Source organism: Ensifer adhaerens (assembly GCF_002940685.1).
Classification (GTDB): Bacteria; Pseudomonadota; Alphaproteobacteria; order Rhizobiales; family Rhizobiaceae; genus Ensifer; species Ensifer adhaerens_E.
On the sequence record NZ_PNFP01000038.1, the window covers coordinates 1 to 12,341 of the forward strand.

The 12,341-nt window shown below is 58.3% G+C and carries 12 protein-coding genes and 3 pseudogenes; 8 read left to right on the forward strand and 7 right to left on the reverse strand.

Annotated elements, in window-relative coordinates; all coding sequences use genetic code 11:
* Nucleotides 1-153: 153 nt before the first annotated feature.
* The 5 genes and pseudogenes from C1A35_RS35125 to C1A35_RS35150 all read left to right on the forward strand — a co-directional run bounded on the left by C1A35_RS35125 (nt 154) and on the right by C1A35_RS35150 (nt 3,661).
* Nucleotides 154-606 (forward strand): hypothetical protein, encoded by a 453-nt coding sequence (locus C1A35_RS35125; RefSeq protein ID WP_104668848.1) that lies wholly within the window; start codon nt 154-156, stop codon nt 604-606.
* Nucleotides 607-901: 295 nt separating this feature from the next.
* Nucleotides 902-1,129, forward strand: a complete 228-nt coding sequence (locus C1A35_RS35130) for a hypothetical protein (protein WP_158665284.1) — start codon at nt 902-904, stop codon at nt 1,127-1,129.
* 550 nt (nt 1,130-1,679) lie between these two features.
* Entirely contained in the window at nt 1,680-2,549 is an 870-nt protein-coding gene (gene pyrF / locus C1A35_RS35140) for an orotidine-5'-phosphate decarboxylase (RefSeq protein WP_104668850.1), read from the forward strand.
* 562 nt (nt 2,550-3,111) lie between these two features.
* Nucleotides 3,112-3,255: pseudogene (locus tag C1A35_RS36960) on the forward strand (LuxR C-terminal-related transcriptional regulator); the annotation flags it as partial.
* 37 nt (nt 3,256-3,292) lie between these two features.
* The gene (locus C1A35_RS35150) at nt 3,293-3,661 is read left to right on the forward strand and encodes a response regulator transcription factor (protein ID WP_104668851.1); all 369 of its coding nucleotides are present in this window, start codon (nt 3,293-3,295) and stop codon (nt 3,659-3,661) included.
* A 323-nt stretch (nt 3,662-3,984) separates the two neighbouring features.
* On the opposite strand, the gene C1A35_RS35155 is transcribed toward C1A35_RS35150, so the two are convergent.
* Complete coding sequence (locus tag C1A35_RS35155) at nt 3,985-4,683, reverse strand: helix-turn-helix transcriptional regulator (RefSeq protein WP_104668852.1); 699 nt, start codon at nt 4,681-4,683, stop codon at nt 3,985-3,987.
* A gap of 96 nt (nt 4,684-4,779) precedes the next feature.
* Here C1A35_RS35155 and C1A35_RS35160 point away from each other — a divergent pair, with 96 nt between their 5' ends.
* Complete coding sequence (locus C1A35_RS35160) at nt 4,780-5,376, forward strand: hypothetical protein (protein ID WP_104668853.1); 597 nt, start codon at nt 4,780-4,782, stop codon at nt 5,374-5,376.
* A gap of 420 nt (nt 5,377-5,796) precedes the next feature.
* On the opposite strand, the gene C1A35_RS35165 is transcribed toward C1A35_RS35160, so the two are convergent.
* The 3 genes from C1A35_RS35165 to C1A35_RS35175 form a co-directional block, all read right to left on the reverse strand.
* Nucleotides 5,797-6,039 (reverse strand): hypothetical protein, encoded by a 243-nt coding sequence (locus C1A35_RS35165; RefSeq protein ID WP_104668854.1) that lies wholly within the window; start codon nt 6,037-6,039, stop codon nt 5,797-5,799.
* Between the two features lie 297 nt (nt 6,040-6,336).
* Complete coding sequence (locus C1A35_RS35170; protein WP_104668855.1) at nt 6,337-8,397, reverse strand: TRAP transporter permease; 2,061 nt, start codon at nt 8,395-8,397, stop codon at nt 6,337-6,339.
* Between the two features lie 73 nt (nt 8,398-8,470).
* The gene (locus tag C1A35_RS35175; protein WP_104668856.1) at nt 8,471-9,481 is read right to left on the reverse strand and encodes a TAXI family TRAP transporter solute-binding subunit; all 1,011 of its coding nucleotides are present in this window, start codon (nt 9,479-9,481) and stop codon (nt 8,471-8,473) included.
* A 255-nt stretch (nt 9,482-9,736) separates the two neighbouring features.
* Between C1A35_RS35175 and C1A35_RS35180 the strand changes: the two genes are divergently transcribed.
* Nucleotides 9,737-9,955, forward strand: coding sequence for a hypothetical protein (locus C1A35_RS35180; RefSeq protein WP_104668857.1), 219 nt, complete (start codon nt 9,737-9,739; stop codon nt 9,953-9,955).
* A 360-nt stretch (nt 9,956-10,315) separates the two neighbouring features.
* On the opposite strand, the pseudogene C1A35_RS36965 reads toward C1A35_RS35180, so the two are convergent.
* The 3 genes and pseudogenes from C1A35_RS36965 to C1A35_RS35190 all read right to left on the reverse strand — a co-directional run.
* Nucleotides 10,316-10,584: pseudogene (locus tag C1A35_RS36965) on the reverse strand (DUF1214 domain-containing protein); the annotation flags it as partial.
* Nucleotides 10,579-10,833: pseudogene (locus tag C1A35_RS36500) on the reverse strand (osmoprotectant NAGGN system M42 family peptidase); the annotation flags it as partial. The pseudogenes C1A35_RS36965 and C1A35_RS36500, both read right to left, overlap by 6 nt.
* 104 nt (nt 10,834-10,937) lie before the next feature.
* Nucleotides 10,938-11,492, reverse strand: coding sequence for an SH3 domain-containing protein (locus C1A35_RS35190; RefSeq protein ID WP_104668858.1), 555 nt, complete (start codon nt 11,490-11,492; stop codon nt 10,938-10,940).
* Between the two features lie 405 nt (nt 11,493-11,897).
* Between C1A35_RS35190 and C1A35_RS35195 the strand changes: the two genes are divergently transcribed.
* Nucleotides 11,898-12,158, forward strand: coding sequence for an acyl carrier protein (locus C1A35_RS35195; RefSeq protein WP_158665285.1), 261 nt, complete (start codon nt 11,898-11,900; stop codon nt 12,156-12,158).
* The last annotated feature ends 183 nt before the right edge of the window (nt 12,159-12,341 follow it).

Here is a 12,341-nt window from a genome sequence, read left to right on the forward strand (position 1 = left end):
TCGCTACGGCGCTGTCGAGGGCGCGCTCGCGAGCGGCTTCGCTACCGCCCAGCTACACCACTTGTGGGGACGCGACCCGCATAATTGATAGATCGTCGGACTACGATGAGGGCTCCGGCGACTGGAAGATCGCTCCAACCGGAGGATTGCGCAATGATTGATCGTCCGCACTCTGGATATCTTCTCCCCAATGGCTTCAATGTTGTTTCTACCGCTTTTGAAAAGGTCGTGGACCAACGTCATATTTCTCACTTCAGTCAGGAAGGTGAATGCCTGGCGCGATATGCGCTCAAGTTTTACATGAACGGCACGCGAAATGCCTGGGAACTTGAACAGAAGATCAGCAACGTATGTCTTTTTGTAGATCGTCCGCCGCAGCCTTCCCCTCGCGACGAGGAAATCACTGCATGGCTGCCTGAGCTACTGGCATGGGCGCGTAGCCTGACGACCTCACCCGTTGAGGCGGACGCTCTTGCCGAACACACACTTGGTTACGCCATCGAGCATTTCGACGAGTTTCGCGAAAATACTGATCTGCGAGACTGGCTCGTAGGGCTGATGATGGAGCGTCGCTTTGGCCGCAGTAGCAACCGACGCCCACACTGATGTGCACAATAGCCGAAAGAGGCTCGCGACATGGTGATTTGCGCGCGGTCGAGGGCCGATGGTATGTTTCAATCACGACACACAGCGATAATTAAAGTTTTGTAGGGGTGAAGCGAGCCAAAGGATTTTGGGCGTTTCACCCTTTTTCGTTCTCATATTAGCAAAATGCCTCGGCTGGAGGCGGCCAGCGTCAGGCGCTGCGGTGGATTGTCCGCAAAATCCAGAGTGAAGGACACTGCATTCATCGGTTGATCGGGGTTGCGAAATGGACATGGAGAGGACCGGCAGAGCCCGAATGATGATGCGCTTGCCAAGACATCGCAAACAAATCGCTGATGCAAACTTCCTTGCGATCACCGATCTGCTCGAAGCCTACGGTAAAGCCGCCATGGCTCGCGACGCACTGCGCGAGCAGACGGCCCCAGATCCCGTACGGGCCAAAGAATACGATGATCTTTGCGAGAAGCTGGAGAACGATGTTCTGACAATCCTGAGCGCTGTCAGCCCACGCTTGATCCGTTGACGGCCCTAATCGACCGAATCTTGCGATCAGTTCGCTCGTCCAAATAACAATCATAGATACTGTGGCCATGCCCAGATTGTATCTATGTGGCGATCAGTTGGTCCAAGAGCTAGCCAAGCTCGTCGAGGATGACGAGATCGGAATGAAAAAGACGGTTGGCAATCTGTCGGAAACGTCCATGCGCCTAACCTTCTCAGGCGTGTTGGCCAGCTCCACAGTTGAGAAGAACCGCACCCGCTTGTGATGATGCTCGATGGCCTGAACACCGATTGCTTGACGTTGCCGGGTCGCTGGCGCGGCGGGGCGAGGTGAGGAGGCTACTCGATCCCGACTGTTCCACCCTCACTCGAGCGGACCACCTTGCCGGGGGTAGTTCTCTTATTGCGGCACCCGGTCAGGTGGTTTTTCCAGTCCGCTCTTGCTGCTCAGGTAATATGGTGTATCCGTGAAACACGGCAAAGTTGACGTGTTGCCTGAAGGGGTACATGACGCGCTCGTCACGCCAACGCGAACCGTTGCAGTTCTCTTTGCGACAGTAGGAATCAGGGCAATGTCATCAATTCCATGGGTAGAAATCGTTCAGGACAATGCCGCCAGATACACCGAGCTAGTTGCCGGTATTGATCCTTCGCTGATGGATGTTCCTGCATTCTTCGAGGAAGATGACGGCCTTCCGTGGATTGGCCGCTTTGTCGATTTCGTCTTAGATACGATCGAAGGACAGGTTGGGTTCGTAAAATTTCAGAGCGCCTATTTCGAAGCGTGCGGACTTTCCGGTCTCACCGCGCTCTCCTTGGGCATGAAGCGGGCCAAGGCCGCCGGCATCGGAGTGATACTGGACGCCAAAAGGGGCGACATCGGAGCAACCGCTACCGCGTATGCCCGAGCCTATCTGACACCGGCTTCGGAAGGTGGAAGCGGTGACTTCGAAGCGGATTGCCTAACGGTAAACCCGCTGATGGGTCCAGATACGCTCGAACCCTTTGTTGCAACCGCAAAGCGCTACGCCAAGGGCCTTTTTGTTCTCTGCCGCACGTCCAATCCCGGCGCAGGCTGGCTACAAGACAAGATGACGGGGAATCGACTGATCTCCGACCATGTTGCCGATCTCATTGGAGGTTTTGCCGGTGATCAAGAAGGCTTGAACCCAATTGGTGCCGTTATCGGAGCGACGGTTCCGCACGAAGGAAGGCGGCTGCGAATGCTGCTCCCACGCTCCATCATTTTGGCTCCGGGCCTTGGTGCGCAAGGTGGTGACGCCGGCAGCATGCATGCCCTTCGCGGAGCACAGCAAGGCGATCTTTTAGTGCCGGTCTCGCGCGGCCTCACGCGCGTCGAAGATCGAGGCATTTCTGCCGCAGCCTACCGCGACCTCCTGTTGGAGCGGATCACTGCTTTTAAGGCGGCGATCGCCCATTGACCGCCCTCTCGGGTAGCAGTTGGCTAGGGGCTACTGCTTCTCACAATCTGTCGGGATGGAACGTTCAGCCATACTAGAGTCGATCTCGATGCGGCCGTGATCAATGAAACGGGGCTGGGGAAACGCGTCCCGTCGCCCTCGAGTCCATGTTCGAATAAAATCGACCCTTCCGGATGCCGACCGTTCGTTTCTGCTCCGAAACATAAAGAAGGGCGAAGCGACCTAAATTGATCGCTTCACCCAATGGCTCCCTCACCATTCCCAAGGAGAAAACAGGAGCTCTACCGATATACGGCAGGTTCGATCGTATCAGTTGCAATGCCTCGCGCGCAAATCACCTTGGCGCGAGCGGCGTTCGGCTCCTCTTCACAACAACGCCGAGCCGTCCTTTGTGACCGTGATCACGAAATCCACGATCGCGTTGCGCGCGGTGCCATCGTTCCATGAAGGTAACACTTCTTGGACTATTGCGAGCACAGGGTTTACCAGGAGCACGAGAGTTGCGGTCAACAATCTGGCGTATCCGGAGGTCCGTCACATTGTCATATCCCTCAAAGCTGGAGTGGCCAGGCTACAGAGCCTTACGGCGCGTGAAGATGAAGTGTTGCAGCACGTGGTTGCCAGCCGGCTGAACAAGCAGATCGCCGGCGATCCTGGTACGGTGGAAAAGACCGTCAAGGTTCACCACTCCCGCATGATGGCGAAGATGGGGGTCAGGACCGTCGTCGGCTCTCGTTTATGGTATGAGCGAGCGACCGCCAGCCAATGCCATCGTGGACGACGACGAACTGGTTCGCCGCGCGCTTTCGCGCCTCGTTGCATCGCTCTCCGGCCAGCCGATCGCCTTTTCGTCCGCCGAAGCCTTCCTCCTCTCGCGGGACGACGCGGTGCCCCAGGGCGCATTGATCGACCTGCACCTGCCGGGCATGACCGGCCTGGAGCTCCTGCAGGAACTCAGTCGTCGCGGCATCGTGATGAAAACGATCGTCATCACCGGATCTGAGGCGGAAGGCACGCGCGAGCGCTGTCTTCAGTCGAGTGCCGCCGCATTCCTCAGCAAGCCCTTATCTCGGGATGTTGTCGCCGGCCTGAAGGAGGGTTTTCCTCGGTGATGACCACAGATTGTAGCCTATTCCGATCGCCACTTCTCCCAGATGTTCGAGGCGCATCGTCTGTCCGCCAAAATTTCCAATAGCAGTGATGACCACCTTGTCGCTGGTGTCGCTCGTCTCTGTCGTCCTTGGTATCGGCTCTGCGCCGGAATGAAATGGGACCTGCCGAACCGTGGTTTCGTGCCTCGGCTGGTGAGGTGATGTCGTCGGTGGCGTCTGCGAAGGGTGTCGCGTCGCTCTGTCCGGGAGATAGGGGACGCTTACCGACGATTTGGGTTCTATGCTATCGACCGATGGTACCGTCCGGATCAGGCAGCCTGGTTTCATCGGACGGTGGTAGGTGATGATAGCGTTGCGAGATAATCGGTGAATCGCCGTCCGTTTTGAGAACGGAAGCGAGTGCCCGTTTCCTGGATCCCACCTATGCGATCCAGTCGGAAGTTTCGAAAGTCATCTCGCAGCTCACACCAAGCCGTCAGCAGCCAGACATCATCGAACAAGGTCAGTCCCAACGGGTGGACTCGGCGGTTGCTTCCCTGCCCTTCGAGGTCGCAGTAGGACAATTCAACAATGCGACGCTCGCGGATCGTTCTGCGAACAACGCTCCCCCATCTGGCGGCATGATCGTCGGTCGCTCGCTTCCGCGATACGGCGAGCAGCGGCAGGGTTTGGAACCTCTCCTTGCCTTCCGGCCCAACAGTGCTCGCCACCTTGCCGGCCGCCCGCTTTGCAGCATCGTGCAGATCGGCGCGATCGCGCGCCATCACAAGGCGCAGTCCAAGCGCGATCGCTTCCATCTCATCGGGACCAAATTGTAGCGGGGGCAGGAAATAGCCGGTCTCGAGCTGATAGCCGAGACCCGATTCGCCGCGAACAGGCGCGCCCATGGACTGAAGGCTCGCCATATCGCGATAAATCGTGCGTGGCGAAACGCCGAGACTCTGCGCGAGCGCCTCGGCTGAGACCGGATGCCGGCTGACCCGCAATTGATCCAAAAGAGCAAAGAGGCGAACTGTCTTCATGGACCGACCTGTATCATACCCCTGACAAAATGTGTCAGGGGTATGCGCTAGGAAACGGCATTCCTGAAATCTCAGGACGAGAAGGAGCGAAAGCCGATGACCACCCAACGTATTGAAATCGTCACCTACAAGATTGGCAACGCGGGCGAGGCCGACCAGCAGCGTGATATCGCACGCAATCGTGCCGCGGCCTTTCCCGGCTTTGGAGGCTGGCTGCCTTTGAGCGGCGGCAAGGATCAAACCGAGCGTGCTGACGTCATCGTGTGGGACTGTGCTGAAGTGGCCTACGACGCGGGAAAGATCGTAGGAGCATCGCCCGATTTTGCGCAATTTCGCGACACGATCAGCGAATCTGGGGAAGCGCGATTCTATGCAGCTCCAGCCGATGGTTTTGCGATGATGCAGCCGGGCGATGGTATCGAGTTCGGACGATTTCGGCTGCGCGCGGGTGTCAGCGAAGATGTGATGCGCTCGGCGCACGCAAATATGATCGCAACCCATCTGTCCCTGCAGCCTGGATGGTTGGGACAGAAGCTGGTCCGCTTGCAAGACGGAACATTTGTCGATGTTGCCTTCGCCGTGAGCGAGGAACGGTCGATAGCCATTTGCAGCAGCTGGGCTGGCAATGTCAGTTGTGACGCGTTCCTGAGCCTGATTGAACCGATTAGTATGGAGTTCGGATCGATTTCCTGATCGGTGGCGCCCTCGCGCAATGTTCAAGGCTCGAGGCCGGGCGGCGCGAAAGGACCAATCAATCGCTCTGAACTCGCGTGTTCCGCCATCGCTAGTTTTCCAGCTGCAGTATAGATAGTGGTATTTTTAGGGTGCGTGGAGTAGGTCGTTTCGGAAGGCCGCTGGGAGTTACCTTCCGGTTCGTTTCCCTTTTCAAGGCGAAGGGAAACGAAGCAGGCGGTATGCTGCCGGCGTCGTGTCCCCCGCGTGGGGCACATCATTCCCGTTGGTCTGGAACGCCCACGAAGTGTCAGGAGTGGATGCTGGGCCAGGATGACTCAAACGTCTCAATTGGCACAGGACGGTGGACAACTTGAACTCAGTCCAGGGGACCAAATGATCTAAAGCCTGGCCGAAGTCCGCCTCGCTCATGCGCCTCCCCTAGCTCCTGCGACGTAGCTGCCATTCCTTGTAAGGCGCCATCAACCGACCAGGAAAACGATCCCCGATCGCCGTCTCAACCAGCGCAATCTTCGCGAACACTTCGCTTGTGTCGCGCGCCTGTGTCGGTACTTTTTCGCTCTCCGCCTCAAGCCTTTGCATCAAGCCGAACAGCTCATCGTCGGTCATCGCTGCAAGATGCTCCGCGAACTCTTCTGCATCGAAATCGCGCTTCGCTTCCATTGCGTCCTCCTCTACGGGTTTTCATAGCAATAACGGTCAATGCATAATTGAGTTCAATCAACGCAACTGCGTCACGGGTGCTCGTGTACAAGCGCGTTCGTTGAGGCGACCATGCCGCGTATGAGTTGGCGCGTTCAACAACTGGAAGGCGGGGAGCGTTGTCGAAACGATCAAGCGCAGCGATCCCCCATTTGCTTGACGCAACGTGAGGTCAAGGACCGGGTACAATGCGCCCCAATCGAATGTCGATCGTCGGCTGCCTGACCTCCGCCGTCGGACCGGCGGAGGCGGGATCTTTCAGATCTCGCTCGATGCGGTTACACGGCCAGCCAGCGTCTGGCGCAGCGCGATCAGCGCCAGAACTGCAACGCCAATCAAAGTAGAGACCAGTTCGGGCGCGATCAGTAGCAGCGCAGCGACCGCCAGCAACAAACGCTCGAGCCACGATAGTGGGCCGACCAGCCAGTTTGTAATCGCTGCCGAAAGCGAGAATATTCCCATTATCGCACCGGTGAACGTCAGCACAAATGCACTCCACGTGAAGCCCTCAGTAACCAACAGTAGCGAGGGGGAAAAAACGAACATGAAAGGCACCAGCGCTTTACCCATCGACAGCCGGAAAGCTGTGTTACCCGCCTTGAATGCGTTCGCGCCGGCTATCCCCGATGCCGCATAAGCCGCCAATGCGACTGGCGGTGTCACATCCGCCAGGACTCCGTAATAGAACACGAAGAAATGCGCGACCAGCGGCTCGACATTCATCATGCCCAGTACCGGTGCGGCTACCGCAACCATGATAATGTAATTTGCCGTGGTCGGGATGCCGCACCCCATCAGGATGCAGACCGCAGCTGTCATCATCAGGGTGAACAAGAGTGCGAGGGTCTGCAGGCTGAACAATTCGAACGGAAGAAAGGAAAGGAAGTCATGCGCCGAGCCTGCCCAGTACTGTGCGATGCTTGTGACCATGAAAGCGATCTTGAAGCCGATACCGGTCAGCGTGACCACGCCAATCACAACTCCCACGAGCGCGGCAGCGGCGGTGACGGAAAGCGAGCTTTTTGCGCCTGAAACAAACCCTTCATAGATTCCGGCCGCCCATTGCTTCGCGCCGACGGACAAACCTGAAGCCCTTGCCATCTGGATCGCATAGACCACCATACAGGCGTTGATCGCCCAGAAAGCGGAAAGGAAGGGCGTGCGGCCCGACATCAGCATCCATACGAGCAGCACCAACGGCAAAACAGACAGCCAGCCCTCGCGCAGCACTTTCCAGGCCCTCGGCAATTCTTCTTGCCGCAAGCCGCGGATGCCAAGGCGCTTGGCTTCCAGGTGCACCTGGACCAGCACGCCGAAGAAATGCATGAAGGCAGGCACGATCGCGGCGATCAGAATAGTGCGCAAGGACATGCCCAGATATTCGACCATCAAAAAGGCGACCGCGCCCATGACCGGCGGGGTGATCTGGCCGCCGGTAGATGATGCGGCTTCGACGGCAGCAGCGAAATGGCGTTTGAAGCCGATTTTGATCATCGCCGGAATGGTCAGGGCGCCCGTTGTCACCGTGTTGGCGATGGATGAGCCGGAAATGGTTCCCAAGAGCGCCGAGGAAATCACCGAGACCTTGGCTGGACCGCCGGCAAAGCGCCCCGTCACGGCGGTTGCCAGGTCGATGAACAACTGGCCCAGTCCAATTTTCTGCGCCATGACGCCGAAGAGGACGAAATGGAAGACATATGTCGCGATGACGCCCAGCGCCGTTCCATAGATCCCTTGCGAGGAAAGATAGAGGTGGTTGATGATCCCCGACCAGTCAGCGCCGGGATGGACGAAAATTCCCGGCATCGATCGGCCAAAGAAGGCATAACAGATGAACAGAACTGCAATAACCGATAGTGGCCAGCCCATGGAACGGCGCACGGCCTCCAGCAGCGTTACAAGCAGAATCGTGCCCATAACGATGTCCATCTGGTTGGGATTACCGATGCGAAACTGCAGTTGGTCGTATATCCAGGGCACATAAAATGCGCTGATCGCTCCGCCGATCGCCAAAAGCCAATCAACAACCGGCAAGCCGAGGATCACGAGGCCCGTGGTTCGCGTCCTCCCCGCGTTGAAGGCTGCGAAGCTGAGGAAGACCAGGAACAACGTCACTCCCATATGGAAGCCGCGATGGACGGTCGCGCGGGGGATACCGAAACCCGCGGTATAGAAATGGTAGGACGACAGCAGGAACATGATGACCCCGGCCATGATCGCTACGGGTCTAAGTACGGTGCGGAACCGCGATTCGGGATCGAACTCTTCCTCGATATCCCTCAGTTCCTGCTCGGACAGTTGCCGGGTCTCATCCGTCATGCATTTTCTCCTGGAGTTCTCTTATCGCCGGGACTGGGACGCGGCCGTACCGCGCCCCAGGAGGAGAACTCCCTTATTTCACCTTGCCGGCCTCGCGATAGAACTTCTCCGCTCCGGGGTGGAAGGGGATGCCCGCCCCCTGCACGGAGTTGTCGAGGGTGATGTTCTTGCCCTTGGCATGCCCAGCGGCGAAGAGCTTCTGCGTCGTCGCGTTGAATAGCGCCTGCGTGATGCCGTAGACGAGCTCTTCCGGCTGCTCGGCAGACGTCACGAGCTGCGCACCGACAGAGATTGTCGGCACATCCGCATCCTGGCCCTTGTAAGTTCCTGCGGGAAATTTGTCGGTGGCAAAGAAGGTGTATGTCTGACGCAGCTTGTCAACTTCGGGCCCGGCAATTGGTACCAGCATCACGTCATGTTGACTGGATAACTCGGCAATCGCACCCGCCGGATAACCGCCCACGAAGAAGAAGGCGTCCATCGCTCCGTCGCGCATGCGATCAGCCGCCTGGTCGGGCTTTAGATATTCCGGCGAAATGTCGGCTTCCGACAGACCGAACGCTTCGAGGATGATCTTCGCATCGACCAGCGTGCCTGAGCCCGGCTCGTCCAGCGAGACCTTCTTTCCCTTCAAATCGGCGACCGAGGCGATGCCCGCATCCTTGCGCGCGACAAGATGGATGTTCTCGGGATAAAGATTGGCGATCAACCTCAGATTTTCGACCGCTGGCTGACCCTCCCACAGGCCCGTGCCTGTCTGCGCCCAATAGGCCACGTCGGACTGGCTGAAGCCGGCCTCAAGCGTGCCACCTTTGATCGCGTTGACATTGCCGACCGAGCCGTTCGAGGCAACAGCTGTGGCGATGAGACCAGGCACGCCGCACGAGCCGCCTTCGTTGCACGCGCGCGAGCCGGGGGGATTTGAGATCGCATTCGCAATTAGGCCACCGATGGGGTAGTAGGTGCCGGCGGTGCCGCCAGTTCCGATACGGAAGAATTTCATTTCCTGGGCGGTGGCGCCTTGGAACATCAGCACGACGGCAACCGCCGCTCCTGCCACTGCCTTGAACGAAAACAATTTCATGTCTTACCTCCCGCTAAGAATCATTCTGTCGATGCCACCCTCTGGCGGTCATCCACACAGACTAGGCGGAAACGATCGGATGGGTCTAGGCCGAGGGGCGATTATTGGACCGGCACGACCCCAAGTAGTGATGCACGACGATTTCCAAGGCCAACCGATATTGCACACGATCCTCCATGCGCTGCTGAAGGAATTGGTGCAGACCCGGCGAGGCCCTGGAAGCGCCGGCGCTAACAAGCTGATATCGCGACCGGCATGCAAGGAGGCTTTCTGGATCTAGAGCTTGATCCGAAGACAGCCTGGGCACTGCAAAACCGGCAAAACGTCCCGGTCGACGTCATCGCCGCCTCCCGCGACACGCTTTTCCGCGTGCCGGGATCCGGCACCCGCGTGGTCGCCCGCATCATCGCCGCGCGAAGCAACCACCACCTTGGGGCCGAGGATCTCGCGCTGACAATCGCTGTTCTTCGTTAGCACACCGTACTAATTCCCCAGTTCAGATCGTGTACCCTGACACCGCGCAGACTGGCGAACGCGCCAAGGTTGTTTATCCAAGGAGCGCGGTGGCTCCGCCGCCGCCGACATCGCTGGACTCTGGTGGCTGCGCTCCCGCAAGTACCTTAGAGAGGTCCGGGCACGCGCGGCTGAGGGAACTTTTGACTTTTCTCGACGTTAAATGGCTGTTACCGGATCCACGTGGTGGATCGACTTGTCCAAATTGGCCCCGTCGTTCATCGGGGCCAGCTTTTTTTGTCGTCATTTGCTTGCTTGCCCGCCTTGGAGTTCACCGGCTTCAACTCTCGACGACATGGCCCGTCGGGCTGTCGGGTGTCCTCACTTCACAAGCTCGACCTTGCTCGGTCGCCACGTCTTATCAAAGAACGAAGGTAACGGGCCGTACAGGTGCAAAATCGTGAACCAGCCCTTGTTGGGATCGGTCTGGATCCAGTTGCCCCGCGCTATTCCATTCGGCTGGGTGGGGCCGAAATAATCGGCGATGGGTAATTCTGACTGCCGGCGCGCGGGTATTTCTGCGGCGTTTGCAGCATTGAGCGCGTCTGGTTGTCGTAAAGCGTAAAGGACCAGAATGCCTCGGCCTTCAGAGCCTTAACCTGGGCTCCAAGTGTATCCAGGTGAGAGACGATGCCACGAGCCGGCCGTTCCACAGTACCGGCGCGCCGGGCGCAGATCGCGCCGCGGCGGGTGAGCTTGACCTCCAGCCCGAGACTTTCGAGTTCACGCGCGGTGTAGCGCACTGCCTCGTCGGTAAAGCCGGTCGGGCTCGGGATGGCGAGAAGCGCCTTCAGCCGGCTCGTGAGGTATTCCGCGTCGATGGCGATCGGTTCCTGCATCGCATCCTTGTCGCAGGGCGAGGCCGTCCGCGTCAACAAACAGCGCCACAAAAACGGCGACGGCTTCGTCCACTGCTCCAGGGGCCTGCCGGAAGGGGCCGATGTCAGTTTATCGTCTCATGTGGATAGACGCCCCACAAAGCGGACTTTTCGACAAAGCCCCTGACACTTCCGTTTTCGGCTCCCACATAGCACCATGCCAGTGAACACGACAGAATTTGAACTCGTACTCTGGGCTCGAGTTTTGCTTTTTCGCGCCCATCCTTTCTCGGTCGCTCGCTCAAGGATGCCATGCTGTTGCGCCACGGTCCGACAACGGCGGTACGCGCGCCGGAAAGCAATGACCGATGCATCCACCCGGAAATCCCGTCACAATCTCGTACCTGCCGCCAGTTTCCGTATTCTTCTATTATTTCCAATGGCAGCCCAGGCGCCCGATAGAGCCACTGAATGGCGTACTCGAAGGCAGGGCCAATGCGCATCCGCGCGTTGTCAGCTTTCAGGGAAACGAATCTTGGAACCGGGAGCCCTGTCTCACGCCCTTTCCGTTCCCAGGGTGGAGACCCCTCCCTCTGAGCTTGAGCTACCGACGCGCCGTGAGACGATCCGACGACAAGGTGGCACAAGAGGCTTAGCCGCAGCATCGCACGCACCGACATGTTCAATTCTTGCTCGACCCCATTTGTATCATTCCGTGATATTTATTTCTGAATCGCGCTTTTGTCCAACCGCAGGTGCAGACGTGCTGAAGCCGGCGCTGGAACGGATCGCCTGATTTTTGATTGCGCCTTTCGCAGGCCCGCTCGCGTAGCTCTTCGGGGCGCGGGGGAGGCGCAGCATGACCGACTTCATGATCTCGGTGCAGTGGAAGTACTGGCGGCAACATGGTTTTGGTGGCGCTGCCCGGCGGAGAGTTTGCTCCCGACCGTGGTGTTGACCGCGCAAACGGTGCAGTTCGCGGACAACTGGCAGGTCCCGAGCGCGCTCAGGCGATGTCGCCTCGCATAGACGTTATCGGGGTTTAGACGCCATTCATGCTATCGTGTGGGCACGGGAGTGGGTCGATGGAAACCACAGCAACCGATGTCAGCGACCGCGTGAAGGCGATTATTGCAGAACTGTTGGACGTGAAGGTGGAGACAATCACGGACGAGGCCTCCTTTGCTGGCGACCTTGAGGCTAGTTCGCTGGAAATCGCCCAGTTGGCGACAACAATCGAAGACGAGTTCGGCGTCTATATCAGCGATGCCTCCCTGGAGAGGCTGGTCACCGTCCGCGACGCGATCGATTTCGTCATCTTCCTTGGCGCTGCGAAACAGCACTAGGGTCGAAACCCAATCAAGCAATTGATCGAATTGCTACTGCATGATTCACTGCCCTGGCTAACGGGAGTTTTGGACCATGGCAGGAGAATTCTGGCTTGATGACCAGCAGTGGGCGATGATCGCTCCCTTGCTTCCAACAAACCAGCCCGGCGCTCATCGAACCGACGACCGCCGGGTTATCAG